This window comes from Shewanella oneidensis MR-1 (genome assembly GCF_000146165.2).
In the GTDB taxonomy this organism is placed as follows: domain Bacteria; phylum Pseudomonadota; class Gammaproteobacteria; order Enterobacterales; family Shewanellaceae; genus Shewanella; species Shewanella oneidensis.
In genome coordinates this window covers 4,000,745-4,022,969 of sequence record NC_004347.2, presented here as the reverse complement: position 1 = coordinate 4,022,969, position 22,225 = coordinate 4,000,745, and the positions used below count along the sequence as shown (strand labels likewise).

Here is a 22,225-nt window from a genome sequence, read left to right as displayed (position 1 = left end):
TAAACAGACAACAACTGACGATATGAACTTCATTGAGTGGCTCCGTGTGATACTTCACTATAAGATTGTACGCGTTACTATTGTAGGTGATTATATAATCATTAGATGCATTTTTGACATGCGCATTTATGTGCATTAGAAAAGCGTTTGTGTGGCTTTAATCGGTTCATAATTTCGGGGGACCCCCTTTCAGTCCTGAGGATTGTGAAGCTTTGTACAATGATGCTTGTTCAGTTACTACACGTTAGTGCCCAGGCATCGTGTCAATATTTGCAAAAAGAGATTGGCACTTGCTTAAAACTTTAGACCGTATTTATGATTCCTCGTTAGAACAAAACAAGCTTGAATAGCAGCCAATATATGGTTTTGAAAGCGTTTTAGAAATGCTTGATACAGAAATAGCGGAAGTTCTACCAGTTTCAAAACGCCGCCAACAAACGCCTCAAGAGGGGCAGTCAATGCGCGGCGTTGCCCCATCGATATATTAGACGAGTTAGAGCAAAGGATCTATCACGCTTTTGTCCCTCAGCGAGTATGTAAAATGAGATGAGTGAGAACCTGAATTTTTATACAGTTTTATCTGCATAAGTAAAGTCTATCTACATAATAATAGCTGAAATCTGCTCATCAATATTATGATTTCTGCATGGTAATAACCATTAATATGCAGATTTTGTTTGTAGTATCGCTTCATAAATTTTTATGACACTCACGTTATTATAACGAATTAATAGTTATTGAAAAAATAAGATGCAGGTTAACTTACCAATTATTTATTTATTACTGCAGCTATATCAATCCGATTATATTGTTGGGTTAGAAAGTGTTTAAAGGAATCGTATATAAAATCAATTAAATAATTAGTTTCCTGAGATCCATAACGCATTCTGCTAATGTAAAGCCGGTAGAAACAGTCGACTTCATTTACCTCCTTTGGTCCTCTAAGTAAAGTAAGACCAGGTATTGATTGAGGTATGGATGCTGCAGAAGTATATGTAATGGCATTACTAGTGTGTAGGGCCGTGAAAATGCTATTAATATAGCCTAGGCGTCCTGCAATATTTAGTTTGAGACCGTGTTTTTCTAAGACTCGTTGCATTAGGGAGTTTCCATCATTATTCCAGCCTCCTAAGTCATTAATCAACACTGGATATTGTTCTAGATCCTTTAATGTAACTTCTCCTTTAGAAATTAGGGGGTGTCCATCCCTTACTACACATAGTCTATAGCAAGGTGCGATATCCATATCATAAATCCCCTTTTTTGAGTTTTCGATAATATGAATACCAAAATCAACTGCGCCACTATCTAAATCTTCCATTGATTTTAAATTCCATGGGCGAGCACAAAGTGTGACTCTAGGAAGTGTTTTTTGCATATCGCTAAAGAGTGTGCTAAACCAACCACATGCCGTATCGGCAGCGATTAATGTGAGTTCTCGTTTCATTTGCTTTGGAACAAAATCATTAGCATGAATTAATTCTTCCTCAACACGATTAATGAGGTCTTGGGCGAAATGGCCAATTTGAATACAACGTTCAGTCGGTTTTAGGCCTTTTCCAGTACGGATAAACATTTCATCAGCAAAGATAACTCTTAATCGACGTAAGTGGTAACTAATAGATGATTGGCTAATCCCAAGTTCATCTGAGACGACACATGAGTTCCCATGCTTTATAAGGCAAACAATTAGCTGAAGATGAGCTATTGACAGCTCTTTTATATTGTTATTTATAATCATTATTATCTCGAAGTAAGAAAGTTAATTATGCTAATTGTATGCTAAAAAAATGGGTTTTTGTGAAACTGTAATGATATATTTTATAGTGATCACAAAATTTCATATCCATAACTTTTGTGATGAGAGAAATTTTAACTCTTGATTCTGAAAGTTAATACATGATTCTTACTATGTTTTAGGATATGACCATGATAACTCTTTTAAAGTAAGGAGGCTTCTAGTTATTTATAGTCTTTGTGGAAATTATTTTTGGTATTAAGCATTCAAATATCATATTTGTTTGAGTTTTCATCAGGGTGCTAGTTGTTTGATTTTTAACCTTTATTCTGATAGATATGTACAGTAATGGCTAGATAGTATATGTAGTATCTAATTAGGTTATTCTTAAATTAAAGTGTGAGATTAGTTAGTTTAATTAAATAGATTTATTAATAAATATTAAGTAGTTATTTAAGATTCTGCAATTGCTTTTAGTGTTAAATGTTTTTTAAGTTAAAAAAACACTCTGATATATGTATCAAATCCGCCTTTAAGAAGGCGGATATCCCTAAAAAAATAGGTTTTTAAAAAGTATATCCAATCTCAATAAATAGTTCTCCACCATCATTTATTGCCCCCCCCCAGCTATGTCTATGCTTATATAGGAAACTTGCAAATAATTGAGGTTGTAAAAGATAATCTATACCTAAAACAAATTGGTGACCGTATGATTCATAGCTTAAAACGTCTTTATGTTCTGTACTACGTCCAATTTGTGCTTCATAATACAGTTTTGTAAACCATTCTGGTGTAATAGGGTAGCCTAGTATTAATGTTATTCCAACACCAGAAATCCCGTTAAAGGACTTTCCTGTAGGTGCAAAACTACCATAAGCATATTGCATACCTAGACCGAAACTCCCTTTTATTTTCGCATAGTTAATATCATAAGAAGCACCTAAGTATATATCCTGCTCAACTGCAGCTTTATTTGAGCTAGTAAATGATTGTACCCATGTGTTAAAGGGGGATTGACCGATATTATAGTCAAGTTTAAGCCAGACTTTTGTTGCTGAACCTGCGTCCGTACCCTGTTGGGTATTTGCACTATCTGTTGGGTTTTCAAGCCTTAACCAGCCCGCGATATTCCCCCAATCTGCCGAAGTAGAGTGCCCTAATATAAAATATGGTTGGTCATATAGGTTTGGGTTGTTTTCTTCTGCATCGAGTAAAAATTCATAACCTACGATAATGTTATTTTTAGAAATTGTTTCTGCATTAACAGTTGTTATAATTAATAATGATAGTGTTGTAAATAATAAATACTGATAAATTTTCATATTAATACTCTTGGGTAATGGGCCTTGTATAAGGCCCAAAACATTAGTGTTTATTAATTACCAAATTGACTTGATGGATTTAGAATAATTGCACGGTAATGTGGAGAGTTAGGCTTGTCTGATAAAACGTCAATTTCAACTTTGACCTTTTTATCGTCATAACCTATTTCATTAATTCGACCAATAGTTGGTTTTCCCGGATTATAAAGGTCTACTGAACCACCAAATCCAAACATGGTATCCTTATCTTCCATATATTCAACATTAGAAGTAATTGGGCTATACCATTCGTAACCACGTTCTTTACCGTATTCCCAGATTTGTTCAACAGTCATATTCTCTTCGTTAATTTTATATTCAACGAAGCGAGAATATTTCATCGTAGGTAACGCGGGCTGTTCGTAACCACGGCCATCACCGTTGTCAAGTACGGTCAGTGTACCCGTTTTATTATTTAACCATGCTGTATGTTGGGTATAAGTGAAATCGAAATCACCATCGCAAACCCCTTTGCTTGTGCATGAAATTTTTTTACCTTTTGAATCAACTGGTGTTAATAGTTTAGTTGATAGTTCTTTATTCCAACCTTCAGATGGAGCAAGAATCCATTTAACTTTTTTATCGCGGGTTACTTTAGCTACACCTTGATGACGGAATGATAGAATTATAGAGTCATCCTTTGGATCATATTCAACTGAGTTAATGTGTGCCCAGTTTCTACCAGCTACAACACCTGGAATATCTCCGTAAGGTGCATCAATTTTAACTTCAGCTGTTTTACCAATATTATCCATATCGACGTTTAAGCATACTGCGCCCATATCTAATGCATTTAGCAGGGCATCCCTGTAAGGATCCAAAATAGTTGCAAGGTTCCATACATCAACTAAATTACCTTGTTGGTCAATTTCTAGAATATGATCCCTTACAGTGTGAACGACATCACCACGATCATTTTCGTAGTTTGATTTTGCTGCGCGGATAAGTGAGTGTCCATTAGGCATTAGATTGTGCTCATGGGAAGCATCAATGTAGCCTCTTGGTAGACGTCTTGATTCAACATTTCCTAAGAGATCAAAATGGCCGTACCGTTGTCCCTGTACGAAGGTAATCCCACCCTTGCCATTATCATGCAAGCCCATGAAATATCCACGCTTATTTAGATCTACATCTGAACCATCGTAAACGGCATCTTGCTCTAACCACCAACGAATTTCACCTTTAGTATCTACAACGTAGGTCATTGGAGCGTTATCAAAGGTTAATGAACCCATGCTTGGTGTCGATTCAAAAATTCCCGCATCTTTGCCTTTTTGACCAGACCAGTGAATATCAGATCCCTGTTGGTTATATGTATGGCTGTTGACCATATATAGACGGTTTTCAAAACCTTTAGCTACGGTTTTTACTTTTACTTCCTGCATAACTGTCGTGCTTCGGTTGTCAACATATTTATTTGATATCGCTCCCGTTAATACGTTATATTTTTCAGTTAAATTTTTACCATCTAGAGTATATTTTACGGTAACTTGGTTATTATGGTCGGCATATAAACCGAATAATGGAATACCATCATGTGTATTCATTGTTCTTTGACCTACAGGATAACTAATATCTACACCATTATTACCCTTGCCATGAACAGTTACTGTAACATTAGTTGGTTTTTTACTGCTGAGTTCTAATATAGCTGTTAATGGTGAATTACCATATGGATTAACAAGAATGGCACCTAATTGTCCTGCAGGTGGAGCTGGTTTGAAACCTGCTGCATTTGATTCTGAAGAAATAATAGATTGAGATAGTGCCAATATAACTGCAACGCCTAATATGTTTTTTTTCATAGTTTAAACCTCTAAATACAAATGTGATCGGGCGGTTTAGATATTAATCTGCTGTTTTTTATTTATTTGAGATCGGTGTCACGCGGATATTTTTTTTAGAATAGTTAGTTGATTATTCATTGCTTTAATCATAAAAAAACATCAGAGTAAAAAATTTATGAATTCTGATTTATATAAATTAACAATCACATTAAAATGATGGTTTAGTTGATCTTTAAATTTCTAATATCAAGATTTGTTAATTTTAAAATCATCATGATTATTGCTTGTTACTTCAATTTTGTTGAAAGCAACTGCTGAATAAAATTATTTTTAGGGATAAAGTTTTATTCGAGTTTATATGTTGTTTGAATATGTAATTTTATATTCTACGTACGATTACATCATTTCTATATAATTCATGAATTGAGAGGAATTATGAAAAAATCACTAATTGTTATCACTACATCTTTATTAATGTCTTTTGGTGCTCATGCAGCAACGGAGGGAGTGGAATATCAAGTTCTACCTAAAGCTATACAGTTTGATGCGCCAAATCAAGTGGTTAAAATTTATTCAATTAACTGCCCTTTCTGTTATAAGTATGAAAAAGCTGGTATTCCTAACGTGAAGATTATTCCGGCAGGTATGAGCTTTGAACAATATCATATTACGACTAAGCCTCCCTTTGGTATTGAAAAGTCAACTGCGCTGGCAATTGCTAAAGTAGTTAAGGGAGATTCAGTATTTAAAGAACTGAAAAATAAATACTATGAACAATATCACGTTAAAAAAGAAAAGTTCAAAGACTCAGATTCAGCAATCGCATATTCTTTGGATATCTTAAGTATGAGCCGTGCTGAGTTTGACTCACACGCGAAGGACCCCGCTGTAAAGGCGCTACTAGCTAAGTGGGATTTAGGTGTCGAGGTCGCAAAAATTCAAGGTATCCCAGCAATTACTGTTAATGGTAAATATCTTATCAATACTAAATCAATTAGCTCTATGGAAGTGTTAAAAGAATTGATTGCTGAACTGTCTGATAAGTAAAGGAAGCCGTAATGTCAATCAATGAAGTTTTCCGAAGTTTCAAAGCTCAGCCGGTTAATCAACTAGCTAAAATTCAGGCTGAACGGCCAATTTGGTTTGTGATGGTAGGGGCTGCAATATTCCTCATTTTATCAGCCATTTTTTATTTTCAATTATTTTTAGCAATGGCTCCATGTGAAAAATGTGTGTACATCCGTTTTAGTCAAAGTTGTATTGTAATCGCGGGTTTAATTATTTTGATTAATCCCAGAAATAATATTCTTAAGACTCTTGGCCTATTATTAGCGTGGTACGCTATGATTCAGGGGTGGATATGGTCCTTTGAATTGATGAAAATTCATGATGCCGCACATATGGTTGTTGACGAATCAATGGATTTCTTTGCTGCTGCGGGTGATGCTGCTGGGTCTGCTTGTTCAACAGAACCTCGTTTCCCACTAGGTTTGCCCTTAGATAAGTGGTTACCCTTTGAGTTTGCACCTACAGGTGGTTGTGGTGAAGATGATTGGGCATTATTTGGCTTAAACATGGCGCACTACTGTATGATTGCCTATGCGACATTCATGGTTTGTTTAGCACCACTCACCTTGGGTTGGTTCGCAAGTTTTATGACAGATCGTCGAAATACTATTGTATATCAGACTCGATAATTAATTGAGTATTGGTTCTTCGAATATTAAGCTGCGGTAGTTTAGCGCAGCTTTTTACCGTATTATTTCAAGTTGTTATAGTATCCTTATCATGGAAAAATAGAAACCAAAGGAATTCGGAATGGTCAAAGCCTAAATTAAAGCTTTCACCAAACTCGCGTTTATATAGTGTCATTTTAAGCTCCTGAATTTGTGAGGTGTATTATGGTCTAGAATGGCAATGGATAGAAGAACTTACTGTTAATAGGTATGTATGTTTGTATGCCGTTCTTTTGACGAAATAGCTATCTGATGTGACACGGACTGTCTAAATGCCCATGCTCCATATGTCAGTAACTGCCATGTAATGTGGCGATAGCGCAGGGGAAAGAGCTATAACACCTTATTTTGACGATCTTAATTTTACTTTTTAATGGGAACTACTTGCCCGTATTATTTTCAAAATTACGCTGCTCCCCAATTACGCTGTTGAGCAGTATATTTTGCACGGTAAAAAGTTCTTGAACACTCAAGCTAAGCTGATTTCGATAAATATCTACCATGACATTGTTGGCTGTAACATAACGTTGTGAATGAGTTTGACCGAGGTCAAGATCCCACAAGACGTGGTCTACTGTAAAAGAGTTACCATGGTTTAGGATAAAGGCGACTTGTAATGAAGCAGCTTCCAGCGTCTTCGGAACAGCTTTTTTATCATCACCAGTGATTCTGAGAGCTTCTGTATGCGCTGCTTTCTTGAAGACTGATAGGTCTGTCTGGCAATGATATGTCACCGTCCTGATACCATTGGTGCTTTGTTGTAATTCCCAATTCACTTGATTACAAGGTGACCAGTTATCAAAGGCCAAGCCTACCGTGGTTTGTTCGTATCCATTGAGGTAACTGTCTTTGACGCTACTGGTTCCCCCTGATTCTTCAGCTACAACACTTAGGAAAGCCGCTCCCAAAAGGATTGCTAATCCAAAAAAATACGCAACTAAAATTCCCCACCAGTTTTGCATCCATTTTGGCATCCAAGGCCATATTGTTTCGTCGAGCTTGTAGTAGCGGTAATAGTCATAATTAGCCAGCGCCCCAAAAATAGCACAGTTAAGCGAAGGTAATAGCCTATCAATCAACTCTGAGTCAGAAAACAGCTCCCAAACCATATAGATACCAATGTTTGCCATGACTAGCATTAAGGTGAGGTAAAGTCCTTTCTTCCACATACCTTTGGCAAAGTAATAAAAAGGACCAAAAAGAAACGCAAGTATTTTGAAGTTAACAACAAAATTTGCCTTTAGCTGCTGACTTTTAGGTCTCGATGTATGCGCTGGATGTTTAGCGCAAGCCAGTAGCCCTAATTTATCCGCTTCTCTTAGGTCAAACTCAGCAAACACCTTTTGCCAACCTTTACTTAACTCATCATAGGATTTCACTGCTGGCTTTACGGCTATGACAGGCTTTGTCTTAGTTGGTGTAGCCACTTTGGGTTGCGTTTCAGGTGTTATGGCGACAGATTTTGTCGATGATGTTTAAGCTGGCGCAAGTTTGGTGTAGGTAATAATACCCACAGAGTTCAGCTTTGCTTTTAGTGCATTAGCCTCACTTTCACTTAAGGCCTTCTTAATGCATATAGGGTTTCCAGAAAACAGTAGGTGTGCTTTTTCTTCTGGAATTTTAAGAAACTTTGCTAAGGCCACACTCAGTTTGTGACGGTCTTTTCCTTCAGCTATCTCACCTTTAAAAATGACGTTGTAGGAGTTCATTACTTTTCCTTGTGATGTGAATAGAGCTATTGGTTGCTGTATATACAGAACTCAAGTGTGCTCAATGGCTTAAAAGAGGACTATAAGCATCAAATGCGGATTATAATCCGTGGTTAGTTGGTAAGCAAATTCACATAGTGGTTGCCTTGTGATCAAGGAGACACTATGAAAACTTTAGCGACAGAATTAGGTCATGCGATGCGTAAAATGAGAAAGCTCAGAGGCTTATCTCAGGATGAATTAGCGTTAAGGGCAGAAATTGACCGTAGTTACATTGGCCGTATAGAAAGAGCAGAGGTAAACTTAACGCTTGATATGTTGTATAAAATTGCAGAAGAGCTTGATTGTGAGCCACACGAGTTGTTACCAACTCGTGCATCTCTTAGAGTTTAAGCGTTGTTTTATGTTTAAATACAACCCACTTTTTTATAGTGTGCTTCCCACTCTTTATATCTATTTTTCAATATGTTAAGCAGTTTATCACTGCGTTTTCTTATCGATTTCTTGACTGTTACTTCACCGAGGTCAACACCAGACAACTCCCTACTGAACATCTTAGGGATTACATGGCTGTAGTGCTTTTCAATCATCGCAACACTAGTACCACACTGTTTCGCCAATACTTCCATATTAACCCCCGCTAAGAGTTGCCAAGTGATATAGCTGTGGCGTAAGGAGTAAAGCGACCTATCACCATGTGGAGAGGTCTTTAAACCTGCACTGATTAGCGCCTTTTCAAAGGTTTTCGTTAGCTCATTGGTTGTACTGCCATCGGCTAATCGAAAGATCTTGTCTGTGGGTTTCCGGTTTGGGAATCGTTCGCGTAATGATTCTAAGCTCGACAGGATCTTTTCACGACACACAATCTCACGAGTGCCAGTGTGCTTGATGGTTTTGCCTTTGGAGACGGTAATAAACAACTGAAAGGCAATTCCATTGGTCTGGAATCCTATATCGCCCCACGTTAGATTATCCATCTCAGTACCCGCTCTGATGCCGGTGTAGACTGCAAATTCCATATAATCGATGAGCAATTCACGGATTTGTCTGCTCTTTTCTTTGCGGCTGTTTCCTTCCAAAGCAACCACTGCATCATAGGCTTTTTCATACTCTTCTGGTGTGAAGTGTGCACGTCGCTGTGACTCAGCACCTTTAGTCGATAGGGATGGCACTTGAGCGGCTAGCATCCACTTCTGGTCTACAGCTTCTTTGAACACTAACTGCATGGCAGCATTGTGGTTCAGTAGCGTCGACTTTGCTGGCTCACGGCCGAATTCCTCTATTCGCCATTTATCAAATTCCCGCAGCTTGTCACTGTCGATAGAGGTGATATAAGTTCGGTCGAAAAAGGGGATATGGTACTTGCGAAGTACCTGCATATAAGTCGTGTACTTCTCGATATCTTTACCATTGTCGATAGACTTTTGCATAGCCTTAATGGCTTTATCTGCCACATCACGAAAACGTTTGGAGTTAACAAAAAGGCCACGTTCCACCAATATCCCCTGTTCCATTTGTAGGCGGTGAGCCATGGCTATGGCTTTCTCTTTTTCCTTTTGCTTGGTGGCTTTAGCAATCCACTTGCCAGCAACTTTAATCCGAGCGTACCAACGCTCGCTATTGTCTTGCTTATAGACGTATAATTCGTCTGAGATATCGTGTCGTTCGAGTTGTTTGCTCATGGTCAGAGTCTGATGTGGGTTTTGCAAAGAATTTGCAAAGTGCGATTATGATGTCGTAACTAGCTGAAAATTAATAGTGGTTTTAAGCACTATCTTTTCAAAATCCGCCGCCCTTAAAAGCGTGACGGTTCGAGTCCGTCCTCTGGTACCATCCCTATTAAAGGGACTAAAACCGACCTTGAGTCGGTTTTTTTGTACCTCCAATTCAGTAAAATAATCTGCGTGAGCTTGATGCAATATACGCATAGTCATCATTTTGATGAGTAGTATGGGCATCGAGACGCAATTTACTGCAACTTTGCCTTTGCTGATTATTTAGTGGGATTGGGCAATATCCATCTGCGTCATTGTCACGCCTTTTATCTGAGCGTAAATCTCTTTTCCTGCCACAAGTTGTAACTCGTCACAGGCCCATAGGGTGATGTTGGCCCAGAGTTCGTCATTGCCTAAGGCGATTTTGAGCTGGACTTGCTCGTCATTATCGCTGGGATAAAGTTCTTTTATCTTCCCTTTGAGTACGTTACGAATGCTCGACCTTTTAGGTTCCGCAGTACAAACCGAGACATGGTTTGCTTGGATCCGCACTTTTACCTGTTTGTGGGTTTGTGGCAACTGCCCGCTGACCCAGAGCTGATTGCCATCATCCATCACCAGTCTGGTCATCGGATAATCTGGATGCCTATCGGCGATTCTGGCGCAAATAAGTGAACTCAGTTCCTGCAGTGGCACCCAAGGGCGCATTTGTTCGCTATTCCACACGTCAGTCAGTGGCCCTTGGGCAATGATGTGACCTTGATGCAATACCAGCATATGGTCGGCAAGTTGTAGGATTTCATCCAAGCTGTGGCTGACATAGATAATCGGCAGCTTCAATTCCTGCGCGAGGGTTTGTAGATAGGGCAGCAATTCCCGTTTCCGTGGCAAATCGAGGGAGGCTAATGGTTCATCCATCAATAACATTTGCGGCGAGGTGAGTAGTGCCCGGCCAATGGCAACCCGTTGTTTTTCTCCGCCTGAGAGGGTGGAGGGGTAACTGCGTAAGTGTTTTTCCAGGCCGAGTAGTTGCACTATTCTATCAAACAGAGCGGGAGATTGATGGCGCATTCCATAGGTTAGATTGCCCTTTACGCTGTAGTGGGGAAATAACCTGGCCTCTTGAAAAACATAGCCAATCCGGCGTTTTTCAGGAGGCAGATTAACGGTTTTATGTTTGAACAACAGTGTATCACCTAAGCTAATTTCGCCTTTATCAGGCGTGGTTAATCCGCCGAGTAAATTCACTAGGGAGGTTTTGCCTGCACCAGAGCGGCCAAATACGGCGGTGACGCCTCGTAACGGCAATTGGGTGTTTACCTTGAGTTGCAGTTGACCAAGCTGTTTTTCAATATTGATAGTTAACATACATTTGCCGTTCTTTTTAAGGCTTTTTGTGTGAGCCATTGGGAAGCGAGTAGGGAGGTCAATGCGATTACAATCGAGATAACACACAGGCGCATTGCCTGATATTCTGCCCCCGGTGTTTCGATAAAGGAGTACATGGCCAGCGGAATGGTGCGGGTTTCGCCGGGGATATTGGAGACAAAGGTGATGGTCGAGCCAAATTCACCTAGGCTGCGGGCAAAGGCGATGATCATTCCGGACACTATCCCTGGTGAGGTGAGCGGCAAGGTTATCGTGAGAAACACGCGCCAGCGGCTGCTGCCTAGTGTACGGGCTGCCTGCTCAAGCCGAATATCAACTGTCTCGAAGGACTGGCGTATGGCTCTGACCATCAAAGGAAAAGACACTACGGCCGCAGCCAGCGCTGCGCCGCGCCAACTAAAGCTAAAGCTTAATCCAAACCAGTTATAGAGCCATTGTCCGATAATGCCTTGGCGCCCCATGCTGATAAGCAGCAGGTAACCCACGACCACTGGTGGTAACACTAGGGGGAGATGGAGAATACTGTCGAAAATAGCTTTACCGGGAAACTCCACTCTTGCCAGTAACCAAGCGCATAGAATACCCAAGGGTAAGCTAGCAATCACAGCAAGGGTAGATACTTTGAGACTGAGTAGCAGCGCGGCGGCTTCATACTCGCTGAGAAGTGGCTCGCTAAACAGCGAACCACTTAAGAATAAATCACTCAGCACTAATTCACTCCAAAGCCATATTTTTCAAACACTACTTTTGCGCTAGGGCCTTGAAGATATTGATTAAACGCTTTCGCGCAGTCAGTCGATTGTTGCTGAGTTAAGGCGCTAGGATATTCAATTGGGCTATAGCTGCTGGCTGGGAAGGTTGCCACAATTTTAATCTTTTGCGCTACTTTGGCATCGGTCGAATAGACGATACCGAGCGGTGCTTCGCCCTGTTCCACTAGCGCTAAGGCGGCGCGCACATTGTTTGCTCTTGCCAGTAGTGGCTCGGCGGTTTTCCAAAGATTCAGGTTTTCAAGCGCTTGCTTGGCGTATTGTCCGGCAGGAACATGGTCAGGGTCACCCACGGCTAAACGGCTACCATTGACTGCGGCTTTAATATCCCAGTCGCTATTTAAGGTCACTTCGTTTAAGGGACTATTTTTTTCGGCAATGAGCACTAAGGTGTTTTTTAACAGGGTAATACGGCTATCGGCATTCACGGCTTTCGCATCGATGAGGTAATCCATCCATTCTTGATTGGCGGAGATAAACAGATCGGCGGGCGCGCCATTAGCAATTTGTTTCGCTAAGGTTGAAGAGGAGGCAAAGGAGAAAATCACTTTTGTTTGATGTTCCTTTTCGTACTGCTGGCCAATCTCATTAAGCGCATTCGTGAGTGATGCGGCAGCAAAAACGGTAACTTTCTCTTTGTCTGCGGCAAAGCTGGTGCTGCAGCTAAGGGCTAAACTAACGATCGAGGCTGTGGTAAAGCGCAAAAAGTGTTTGAGCGAGCTCATGGTGTTCCTCCGTGATAAAAAGTGATCGATATATACCAATCTATATATCGAGTGTTCAAGCCCTGATACGTAAATAAGTGATCTCGGCTCGATTTATCTGCGAAAACAGTCATGCCTTGGCGGATATTTCCAACTGTGCGTATTGGTATCTCAAGATTGATCGGGGACAATAACATTTACTCAAGCTAAGGCGCGCAGGAACATGGACTTACACGCACTACTGACATTGTCATTGGGGGATAAACCTTTCGCCAATCCTCGGCGGATAGCTTTGCTACGCCAAGTGGCCAATACGGGATCGATAAGCCAAGGCGCTAAATTGGCGGGGATCAGCTATAAGGCGGCGTGGGATGCGATAAATGAGATGAACACGACTATGCCGGAGGCTGTCGTCACCAGTGAAAAGGGCGGTAAAGGCGGTGGTGGTGCCAAGCTTACCGAGTTTGGAGAACGTTTACTAAAGGTATACTCCATTACTTCGCAGGTGCAGGACATGGCATTAACAGCCTTGCTAGATGATTCAGTCGATATGCACAGTCTGCTAGATGTGATGGCGCATTTCTCCCTTAAAACCAGCGCTCGCAACCAGTTAACGGGACGTATTCACAGCATTGAGCCACTTGGTTTGAATGATAGCCTTAAGGTAACGCTAGCTGGTGGTCAGCTGATCCAGATCTCGGTGACCCATGCGAGTTACGAACGCTTGCAGTTAGCGCTTAATCAATCGATTTTATTGCTGTTTAAGGCGCCCGCTGTGATTGCCAGTCGTGATGCTTGCGAGCGAACGGGACAAAATTGCGTCAGTGGGCACTTACTGAGTGTGACTGAATTGGCCTATAAGGCAGAATTAGCCATAGATATCGGTGGCAAGGATGTGATCTACTCAGTGATGCCGTTGGCAGACATCCAAACGCTAGTACTAGGTCAGCCGTGTTTTGCCTGTTTTGATGCCACACAAGTGATTGTCGCCAGTATGAATTAAGGCAAGCCGCACGATGGTGCTAGGCATCCCTTGGTAAGCCTTTTTGAATGACTCTAACCAATCGTTCGGTTTTGCGGTTATTGGTTTGCAAGTCGCCAGCGCGTTGCTGCGCTAATGCCCAATCGATATGTTCTTTAACCATTTCATCAACATCCGCTTGGGCTTTACGTTGCTCTAAGGCGGAGATTATGTCGGCCGAGCTAGGCGCATTGCCTAGGGCGACGGCAATATTGCGTAACCAACGCTGATGGCCAATACGGCGAATGGCACTGCCTTCGGTTTGCTTTAAAAATTCTGTTTCACTCCAAGTAAATAGCGTGAGTAGCTCGGGCTGTTTGAGTTTGGGGCGAATATGGAAATCACTCTCTTGTGTAAGCGGCGCCGCACGATTGACTGGGCACACCAACTGACAATCATCGCAGCCATAAATGCGATTACCCATTAACGGACGAAATTCTTCTGGAATGGCCCCCTGTAATTCGATGGTAAGATATGAAATACAACGTCTTGCATCGACAGTATAAGGTTCAACAATGGCGCCCGTTGGGCAGGAAGTGATACAGGCTACACAGGAATGGCAACCTTCCTGAACGGGGATATCTACAGGCAAGGGGAGGTTGATCAGTAATTCCCCTAAAAAGAACCAACTACCTGCATCGTGATTAAGGATAAGTGAGTGCTTACCCGTCCAGCCTATCCCGGCTTTTTCGGCTAATGGACGTTCTAGCACTGGGGCAGAATCGACAAATGGCCTAAAGTCCGCGGCATCGAAACCTAAGGCGACAAGTTCGCTATTGATTTGATCGCCAAGCTTTTTTAAGCGAGCGCGGATGAGTTTGTGATAATCCCTACCGCCTGCGTAGCGGGAGATATAGCCCATATTCGGCGAGGCTAAGTTAGTGGCAAAGCCTGCCTCTGGTGGCAAATAATCCATTCGGGCTGATATCACTCGTACTGTACCTGAGTGTAACTCATGGGGGCGGGCACGCATCATACCGTGTGTTTCCATGTAGGCCATTTCCCCGTGGAATCCTTTATCTAACCACGTTTGTAGTTTTGCTTCTTCGGCGGTTAAGTCGGTGTCACAAATGCCTATCTGGGCAAAACCAAGCGCCTTACCCCAGCTTTTTATTTGCAAGGCGAGACGGGAAAGCATGGCAGCATCGGAAACATTGCTGGAAGTGGTTACTGTCATCGACATGGAAACTGTGTAGTACTAAATAAGATGGGCCTATGATAACAGTTTTAAGCTGCTACAGACGATTTTGTACCGAAGGGATTTGGGCTAATCCTTCATTCTCATTTTCGCCATTGCGCAATTAGGTCTATGATGAGTATTAACTTCCTCCTCCGGTCAAACCTATGTTATTCGCCACTTACAAACACTGCTATCGCCTGTTGTTGTGTATGAGCTTAGGTTATTCAGGGCTGGTTTTCGCGGTAACTGCGCCAGTACGTTTAGTCACTGAAGCTTGGCCCCCCATGAGTTTTGAGCAAGATGGCGTGCCCACAGGCTTTGGGGTTGAATTGGTTAATATGCTGCAAGTTAGCCTTGGGCAGCAGCAGAGTATCGAAGTATTACCTTGGGCTCGGGCTTATTCTATCGCCAGCACAACGCCAAATGTGCTGTTGTTTGCAACATCGATCAGCGATGAGCGGGAAACCCATTTTGACTTTATTGGCCCTATTGCGACCAGTAAAATCACTCTCTACGCCAAAGCCGACGATAGTATTAATATCAATCAGTTATCTGATGTTAATGCGGCGGGAATCGTTGGTGTTTATCGTGAATCCGTGGGGGCGCAACTGTTACAACAACAGGGCGTTAATGCATTATTAGTGGCGAGTTTTCCTCAGCAATCGGCGAAACAGTTATTATTTTCTCGGGTGCGACTTTGGTGTCAGGCTGATTTAGCCGTTAAGCACATTCTCGAAGAAGTGGGGGCGAAGGAGTCGGCTATCAAACCCGTTTATACTCTCGCTGAAATCCGTCTGTATCTCGCTTTCTCTAAGGGGACGCCTGCAGAAACGGTTCAGCGCTGGCAAACTGAGTTAGAAAAGCGAAAAGAGTCAGGCGAGTTTGCAAGGCTTTATCAAAAATGGTTTGGTACTTTACCCCCGCCCCTTGAAAATCAGATTTTTTGGCATAAGACTGATTAAGTTATCCCGTGATTTCAGCTGCTTTAACGCAATTTCTTCCGGCATTTTTGGCTTCATATAGTGCGTTATCAGCCCGTTTTAGTAAACGCGCAAAGTTTTGATCTTGTAATTCTGATTGGATGGGCAAGGTCGCCACCCCTGCACTGACGGTCAGTTTTAGCTCTACTGGTAAATTAATTGCCCCAAATCGTGTGATTAAAGTTTGTAACTCATGGGCAAGTTTCCATGCACGATCGGCATCCGTATTAGGTAATAAAATCAAAAATTCTTCACCCCCTATTCTGCCAACCAGATTTCGATCCGTTGTTAATGTTTTGCTCGCTTCGGCAATAGTCAAAAGAGCTTGATCGCCAATTTCATGGCCGAAGTTGTCGTTGATTTTTTTAAAATGATCCGCATCGAAGATAATGATCGAAAAAGGAATTTGTTGTTTAAGTGCTAGCTGAAAATACTGCTCTGCTTGGGCATAAATATGCCTGCGATTGGGTAATTGGGTGAGATAATCGGTTAATGCAATGGTTTGCAGCTGACGGTTTCTGTGTACTTGTTTATAAGCAAACAGTGACACAGTGGCCAAAATACAGCCTGTGAGTAACAGAATGATGAGCTGTAGCGACTTATTTTTTTCGAGCAGGGTTAATTCTTGTTCCTTCAACTTTTGATTATCGATCAATCGTTTGTTTTCTGATTCGATCCAGCTCGTGTCGAACTTTACTTTTAGCTCAGTTGTTTGATGTGCAATTGAGCTGTCATCTACTTTTTTTGTGAGTGCAATAAATTCCTGAAGAATATGGTAGGCCTGTGGTAAGTCCTCCATAGCGGCATAGATATCACTTTTGAGTTGTAATAGTTGGATTAGGCCTCGGTCATTATGCATCACGCGAAATGCATGTTCAGCGGCGCTAAGTTCATCTAGGGCTTCTTGGTAACGACCTTGTTGGTTGCGTATTTTCCCCATAAACAGCTTCATAAAACTATATGCAGCAGGTTCATTTTCGCTGATGTCGGGTGCCGCTTCATTTAAGTAGTTTTCAGCTTCATCTAAGCGGTTTAACTGAATAAGGCTATAGGCGATATTGGTCGCGTTGATCGCGGCAACAATGTTGAGCTTCTGGTCTTTAAAATACTGGTAACTAAAGCGAAAGTGTTCAATGGCTTGCTCATGTTTACCCATTTCATCCAGGGCGATTCCGATTTCTGACATTACATTCGCAACTTGCTCTTTATTGCCATTTTTCAAATATAACTCTTTGAGTTTTTTGTAGTATTTTATTGCACTTTCAGGGTCGCCATAACGTCTAAAGCTGGTGGCGATATCGGTCAAGTTTATATTCGCCCAACCCGTGAGATTTAACGATTCATAAAGTCCTTGTGCGGTCACCAAATCATCCAATGCCTCTGAAAAGTCTCCTGTGTAGGAATACAAGGCACCACGAAGACTGCGGGCATCGGCAATGAGTTTTATATCCTCATGTTCATAGGCGCTTTGAACGCTTTTGGTATAGCCCTCCATTGCGCCGTTAATATCGCCTGTCAGTTGTAAAAACCAAGCTCGGCAAAGATTGATATCGGTAATAAAATGAGTCGAAGCCGTTGATGGGATCTGCGAGAGTGCTTGCTCGGCATAATTGAGTGCTTTAGCGATTTCCTCTTCAGTATCTGAAGCTTGGTTCCAGCACTTGATTTGGTTTAGTTTTTCAATACGCTCGATATCATCACTTGAGATGAGCTTTTCCAAGAGCGCAATATTTTGCTCGATGGTTGCACGCGGCATAGACTCACCGCTATCAAATAGTTTGAATAGCTGACCGACCTGTGGCTGCTCTTCAGCAAAAGCAAGACATGATTGCCCTATGATGAGAAGGAATACGGCTAAATAGCGTGGGTAAGATAGCAAGAGAGGTTTCCTGTTCGCATTGAAACAGATAGCTAATCATTATCTTAGCATAAGTTTTTCATCTATTGTTTTCATTGGGTAGTGTTCATAATTCTGTGTCATTTCAGTAAAATATTCAAAAACAGGAATGACACATGACCCAACCTTTTAACTTCGAACAAGCCCTTAAAGATCTGCAGTCAGGTAAAAGCCTCACAGGTAAAGACAGCATTCTTGGCCCACTGATCAAGCAACTCACTGAAGCGGCTCTCCAGGCTGAGCTTGAGCAGCATTTAGCGCATGATCCTCAGCCTAATCGTAAAAATGGCAAAACCCCTAAGACCATTAAGCATCCGTCCGGTAACTTTGAGTTAGACGCGCCTAGAGACCGCAATGGCACCTTTGAGCCTCAGTTGATTAAGAAAAATCAAACTACACTAACCGATGAAATCGAACGTAAAGTGTTATCGATGTTCAGTATAGGTATGAGCTATCGCGATATTAATCAACATGTTGAAGATATGTATGGGCTCAATGTGTCTAACGCAACAGTCAGTGCTATCACTGACAAACTCATCCCCGAACTTAAAGCGTGGCAGCAGCGCCCATTAGATAGCCATTATCCTATCGTTTGGCTTGATGCGATACATTATAAAGTCAAAGAGGATGGGCGTTACGTCAGTAAAGCCGTTTACACATTGTTAGCGCTTAATATGAAAGGAAAAAAGGAAATTTTAGGGCTTCACTTATCCGAAAATGAAGGCGCTAATTACTGGCTATCCGTACTGACCGATCTTAATAATCGTGGTGTAAAAGATATTCTTATCGCCTGTGTTGACGGCTTGACCGGTTTCCCTGAGGCCATAGCCAGTATCTTTCCTCATACGGAAACACAGCTATGCGTTATCCACCAGATCCGTAACTCAATGAAGTATGTCGCCTCAAAAAATCAGAAAGCGTTTATGGCTGATTTAAAGCCTGTGTATCGAGCCGTGAGTAAAGAAGCCGCAGAGATGGCCTTGGACGAACTGGAGGCCAAATGGGGTGATGCTTATCCGTTGGTAATCAACTCTTGGCGTCGCAAATGGCATAATTTGTCCCATTATTTTAAGTACCCAGAACATATCAGGAAAGTGATTTACACGACCAATGCGGTTGAGGCTGTGCATCGCCAATTTAGAAAGCTCACCAAAACCAAAGGTGCATTTCCTAATGAAAATAGCTTGTTGAAGCTACTTTACGCAGGCATATTAAACGCCTCAGATAAATGGACTATGCCAATCCACAATTGGAGCCTTTGTTTATCTCAGTTAGCGATTTATTTTGAAGGACGTTTAGATAGCGTGCTAGAAATTTAAAAATTAGCCTGACACAGAATTTTGAACGCCCTCTTTCATTGACTGGTCGCAATTTTTGCATTCATTTCGCTATCAAGGTATAAACGTCGCCTTGGATCTTACCCTATAAGGAAAACCCTTGAAAAAGATACTCTGTGCCGTCCTGTTACTGTTTACTGGCGCCAGTTGGGCGAACTCCGATGATCTTGAAACGTCAGGAGATGTTGTGCATCTGCTCTTACCTGCAACCGCCTTGGGGGCAACTTTATTTTATGAAGAGGGTCATGAGGGAAGTTGGCAATTACTCAAGGCCGCAGTATCGAGTCGAGTGATCGTCGAAGGCTTAAAGCTGGGTGTCAATAAGGACAGACCTGATGGCAGTGGTGATGATTCTTTCCCATCAGGACACACCTCTGATAGCTTTATGGCGGCGACGTTTATCCAACAACGTTATGGTTGGCAATATGGCCTACCAGCTTATCTTGCCGCTTCATATGTGGGATATACTCGAGTGGAGAGCGATAAGCATTATGTAGAAGATGTGCTCGCAGGGGCTGCTATTGGTATGCTGGCGGGTTGGTATTTTACGGAGCCCTATAAAGGGATCACAGTGACACCGTTAGCCCATAATGGGGTTTATGGTTTATATATTAGCGGCCAATTTTAAGTCGTTTACGAAAGAGAGTCATTATGGCTGAAGTATCAGTTGAGTATCGCGAAACTACCGAACGTATTAGTTACAATGTTGCCAATAAAGTGCTGCCTATGGCGAAATTGCCGGAGAGCCTATTGGCGGCTTATCAAGGTTTGTGTGCAGAGCTGTTAGAAGACAGAGAAGCTAAATTTAGTCAGGCATGGGAAGCATTACCCGCCAGTGCGCGTAATTTGATGCCGCAGGCCCAATTCCATGGTTTTTATATTGCCAACGCTTGGTTGCAATTAAGCCGAGTTGCGCAGGAGATTTCTGAGCAGGCCGATACAGATGAAGCGATCAATGAACAGGAATATAACGGCATTTTTACTCGTTTAGCCGACGAGTCATTAAAGGAGTGCGTGCGCAAATTAAAGAAAGCGCGCACCGACCGTTCAATGCTCAACAGCTTTAAGCAAGTGATGGCGCCATAAGGCATAAACGTCTTGAGCAAGATAGCAAAAGCCCGTCTGTTGACGGGCTTTTTGTTTGTGCGAATGTCTGAAATTAGAACGATGTGCGCTTATAGCGACGGTATTCTGGTTTCCAGAAATTATCTTCGATAGATTGCATCAGTAACTCATCACTCGCGGGTAAGGATAAACCCTGTTCAATCGCCACTTTACCTACGGCGAACGCAATATGCTTACTCACTGAGTGAATATCTTCCAGTTTTGGCAGGAGTGGCCCTGAGCCATTAATCGCCAAAGGCGAGCATTCGGCAAGTGCGCGGCTCGACGCCATGAGCATTGCATCTGATACGTGACGGGCACCCGAGGCGAGTACGCCTAAACCAATGCCTGGGAAGATAAAGCTGTTATTACACTGGGCGATTTCATAGGTTTCACCATCAACAACCACAGGCTCGAACGGGCTACCGGTGGCGACTAATGCTTGGCCCGAAGTCCAATGCAGAATGTCTTTTGGCGTCGCTTCAACGCGGCTTGTTGGGTTCGACAGTGGGAAGATAATCGGCCGCGGACAGTGGCTATGCATTGCGCGCACAATTTCTTCGGTAAATAGGCCTGGAGCGCCCGATACGCCAATCAACACTGTAGGTTTAGCGTTGTTGACAACATCGAGCAGCGAAATATTGTCGCTGAAGTTATTCCAATGACTAATATCTGCGCATTTTTGTGCCAGTTTTTGCTGGAATGGCAACAGGTTTGGCATGTTATCGAGCAACAGGCCCCAACGGTCAACCATACAAACTTGGCTGCGGGCTTGCTCATCGCTAATTCCCTCTGACACCATTTGCGCCACAATGGCTTCGGCAATACCGCAGCCTGCGCTACCCGCACCTAAGAAGGCGACACGCTGTTTGTTAAGCTCAGTACCCGCGGCTTTACAGGCGGCGAGTAACGAGCCCACAGTCACCGCGGCAGTACCTTGAATATCATCGTTAAAGCAGCAGTAGCGTTCCTTATAACGCTCAAGGATTGGCATCGCATTTTTTTGGGCAAAGTCTTCGAATTGGATCAGGGTATCTGGCCAACGTACATGCACGGCTTGCATAAAGGCTTCGATAAATTCGGCATATTCTTCGCCGCCAATACGTGGATGGCGCCAACCCATGTACATAGGATCTTCTAACAATTGTGGATTGTCGGTACCTACGTCTAAGGTGATAGGGAGTGTGTACGCGGGACTGATCCCACCGCAGCTAGTGTAGAGCGACAATTTACCAATCGGGATCCCCATGCCACCAATACCTTGGTCGCCTAAGCCTAAGATGCGCTCACCGTCGGTCACCACGATGATTTTTACCTTTTGGCGCGTTGAGTTGTTGAGAATGTCATCAATCCTGTCTTTATTCGGATAAGAGATGAACAGACCACGGTTACGGCGATAGTTTTTCGAGAAACGCTCACAGGCCAAACCTACTGTAGGGGTGTAGATAATTGGCATCATTTCGCTGATATGATTTTGCACTAAACGATAAAACAGCGTCTCGTTGGTGTCTTGAATGTTGCGCAGATAAATGTGCTTATCGAGATCGTTATTGAAACTTCTAAACTGATCGTAGGCGCGCGAAGCCTGTTCTTCAATAGTTTCAATGGCATAGGGCACTAAGCCTTCGAGGTTAAAGAAAATTCGCTCTTCTTCAGAAAATGCACTGCCCTTGTTAATCAATGGCGCTTCAAGAATGGCAGGTCCTGCAAACGGAAGATAGAGGGGGCGTTTATTATCGTCCATGGGTAACCTTTGAGTTATTGTTTAAGTGGTTCGGTACGTGCTTGAGACGTGCT

20 protein-coding genes are annotated in these 22,225 nt (G+C 42.4%); 8 read left to right on the top strand and 12 right to left on the bottom strand.

Going from position 1 to position 22,225, the window contains the following annotated elements; genetic code table 11:
* Positions 1 to 769: 769 nt before the first annotated feature.
* The 3 genes from SO_RS18035 to SO_RS18025 form a co-directional block, all read right to left on the bottom strand.
* A complete protein-coding gene (locus tag SO_RS18035) occupies positions 770 to 1,741 on the bottom strand; it encodes a LysR family transcriptional regulator (RefSeq protein WP_011073630.1) in 972 nt (323 codons plus the stop codon).
* Positions 1,742 to 2,304: 563 nt separating this feature from the next.
* Positions 2,305 to 3,060 carry an outer membrane protein OmpK gene (locus tag SO_RS18030; protein WP_011073629.1) on the bottom strand — a complete coding sequence of 252 codons (756 nt, stop codon included), beginning with the start codon at positions 3,058 to 3,060 and terminating at the stop codon, positions 2,305 to 2,307.
* 53 nt (positions 3,061 to 3,113) lie between these two features.
* Positions 3,114 to 4,904 (bottom strand): aryl-sulfate sulfotransferase, encoded by a 1,791-nt coding sequence (locus tag SO_RS18025; RefSeq protein WP_011073628.1) that lies wholly within the window; start codon positions 4,902 to 4,904, stop codon positions 3,114 to 3,116.
* Positions 4,905 to 5,321: 417 nt separating this feature from the next.
* Here SO_RS18025 and SO_RS18020 point away from each other — a divergent pair, with 417 nt between their 5' ends.
* Both SO_RS18020 and SO_RS18015 read left to right on the top strand, forming a co-directional pair.
* Positions 5,322 to 5,933 (top strand): thiol:disulfide interchange protein DsbA/DsbL, encoded by a 612-nt coding sequence (locus SO_RS18020; RefSeq protein WP_011073627.1) that lies wholly within the window; start codon positions 5,322 to 5,324, stop codon positions 5,931 to 5,933.
* Positions 5,934 to 5,944: 11 nt separating this feature from the next.
* A complete protein-coding gene (locus SO_RS18015) occupies positions 5,945 to 6,583 on the top strand; it encodes a disulfide bond formation protein B (RefSeq protein WP_011073626.1) in 639 nt (212 codons plus the stop codon).
* 419 nt (positions 6,584 to 7,002) lie between these two features.
* On the opposite strand, the gene SO_RS18010 is transcribed toward SO_RS18015, so the two are convergent.
* Together SO_RS18010 and SO_RS23110 are read right to left on the bottom strand one after the other, a co-directional pair.
* Positions 7,003 to 8,049 (bottom strand): DUF2628 domain-containing protein, encoded by a 1,047-nt coding sequence (locus SO_RS18010; protein ID WP_172966570.1) that lies wholly within the window; start codon positions 8,047 to 8,049, stop codon positions 7,003 to 7,005.
* Positions 8,050 to 8,097: 48 nt separating this feature from the next.
* Entirely contained in the window at positions 8,098 to 8,331 is a 234-nt protein-coding gene (locus tag SO_RS23110) for a hypothetical protein (protein WP_172966569.1), read from the bottom strand.
* Positions 8,332 to 8,496: 165 nt separating this feature from the next.
* Here SO_RS23110 and SO_RS18005 point away from each other — a divergent pair, with 165 nt between their 5' ends.
* Positions 8,497 to 8,724, top strand: coding sequence for a helix-turn-helix domain-containing protein (locus tag SO_RS18005; RefSeq protein WP_011073625.1), 228 nt, complete (start codon positions 8,497 to 8,499; stop codon positions 8,722 to 8,724).
* A gap of 14 nt (positions 8,725 to 8,738) precedes the next feature.
* On the opposite strand, the gene SO_RS18000 is transcribed toward SO_RS18005, so the two are convergent.
* From SO_RS18000 to modA, 4 genes are all read right to left on the bottom strand, one after another.
* The gene (locus tag SO_RS18000) at positions 8,739 to 10,013 is read right to left on the bottom strand and encodes a tyrosine-type recombinase/integrase (RefSeq protein ID WP_011073624.1); all 1,275 of its coding nucleotides are present in this window, start codon (positions 10,011 to 10,013) and stop codon (positions 8,739 to 8,741) included.
* 315 nt (positions 10,014 to 10,328) lie between these two features.
* Positions 10,329 to 11,414, bottom strand: a complete 1,086-nt coding sequence (gene modC / locus SO_RS17995) for a molybdenum ABC transporter ATP-binding protein ModC (RefSeq protein WP_011073623.1) — start codon at positions 11,412 to 11,414, stop codon at positions 10,329 to 10,331.
* Positions 11,408 to 12,145 (bottom strand): molybdate ABC transporter permease subunit, encoded by a 738-nt coding sequence (modB, locus tag SO_RS17990; protein WP_011073622.1) that lies wholly within the window; start codon positions 12,143 to 12,145, stop codon positions 11,408 to 11,410. Before modB ends, modC begins: the two co-directional genes overlap by 7 nt.
* Positions 12,145 to 12,930 (bottom strand): molybdate ABC transporter substrate-binding protein, encoded by a 786-nt coding sequence (gene modA, locus SO_RS17985; protein WP_011073621.1) that lies wholly within the window; start codon positions 12,928 to 12,930, stop codon positions 12,145 to 12,147. Before modA ends, modB begins: the two co-directional genes overlap by 1 nt.
* 202 nt (positions 12,931 to 13,132) lie before the next feature.
* Between modA and SO_RS17980 the strand changes: the two genes are divergently transcribed.
* The gene (locus tag SO_RS17980) at positions 13,133 to 13,912 is read left to right on the top strand and encodes a TOBE domain-containing protein (RefSeq protein WP_011073620.1); all 780 of its coding nucleotides are present in this window, start codon (positions 13,133 to 13,135) and stop codon (positions 13,910 to 13,912) included.
* A 19-nt stretch (positions 13,913 to 13,931) separates the two neighbouring features.
* Here SO_RS17980 and queG read toward each other — a convergent pair whose 3' ends face one another.
* Positions 13,932 to 15,113 (bottom strand): tRNA epoxyqueuosine(34) reductase QueG, encoded by a 1,182-nt coding sequence (queG, locus tag SO_RS17975; RefSeq protein ID WP_011073619.1) that lies wholly within the window; start codon positions 15,111 to 15,113, stop codon positions 13,932 to 13,934.
* Between the two features lie 206 nt (positions 15,114 to 15,319).
* Between queG and SO_RS17970 the strand changes: the two genes are divergently transcribed.
* Positions 15,320 to 16,072 carry a substrate-binding periplasmic protein gene (locus tag SO_RS17970; protein WP_238560610.1) on the top strand — a complete coding sequence of 251 codons (753 nt, stop codon included), beginning with the start codon at positions 15,320 to 15,322 and terminating at the stop codon, positions 16,070 to 16,072.
* A 1-nt stretch (position 16,073) separates the two neighbouring features.
* Here SO_RS17970 and SO_RS17965 read toward each other — a convergent pair whose 3' ends face one another.
* Positions 16,074 to 17,969 carry a GGDEF domain-containing protein gene (locus SO_RS17965; protein WP_011073617.1) on the bottom strand — a complete coding sequence of 632 codons (1,896 nt, stop codon included), beginning with the start codon at positions 17,967 to 17,969 and terminating at the stop codon, positions 16,074 to 16,076.
* 134 nt (positions 17,970 to 18,103) lie between these two features.
* On the opposite strand from SO_RS17965, the gene SO_RS17960 reads away from it, so the two are divergent.
* From SO_RS17960 to SO_RS17950, 3 genes are all read left to right on the top strand, one after another.
* Complete coding sequence (locus SO_RS17960) at positions 18,104 to 19,306, top strand: IS256-like element ISSod4 family transposase (RefSeq protein WP_005054087.1); 1,203 nt, start codon at positions 18,104 to 18,106, stop codon at positions 19,304 to 19,306.
* 118 nt (positions 19,307 to 19,424) lie between these two features.
* Positions 19,425 to 19,952, top strand: coding sequence for a phosphatase PAP2 family protein (locus SO_RS17955; RefSeq protein WP_011073616.1), 528 nt, complete (start codon positions 19,425 to 19,427; stop codon positions 19,950 to 19,952).
* Positions 19,953 to 19,975: 23 nt separating this feature from the next.
* Positions 19,976 to 20,410, top strand: a complete 435-nt coding sequence (locus tag SO_RS17950) for a DUF3069 domain-containing protein (protein ID WP_011073615.1) — start codon at positions 19,976 to 19,978, stop codon at positions 20,408 to 20,410.
* Between the two features lie 73 nt (positions 20,411 to 20,483).
* On the opposite strand, the gene SO_RS17945 is transcribed toward SO_RS17950, so the two are convergent.
* On the bottom strand, positions 20,484 to 22,172 hold the full coding sequence (locus SO_RS17945) for an NAD-dependent malic enzyme (RefSeq protein WP_011073614.1): 1,689 nt from the start codon (positions 22,170 to 22,172) through the stop codon (positions 20,484 to 20,486).
* Between the last annotated feature and the right edge of the window lie 53 nt (positions 22,173 to 22,225).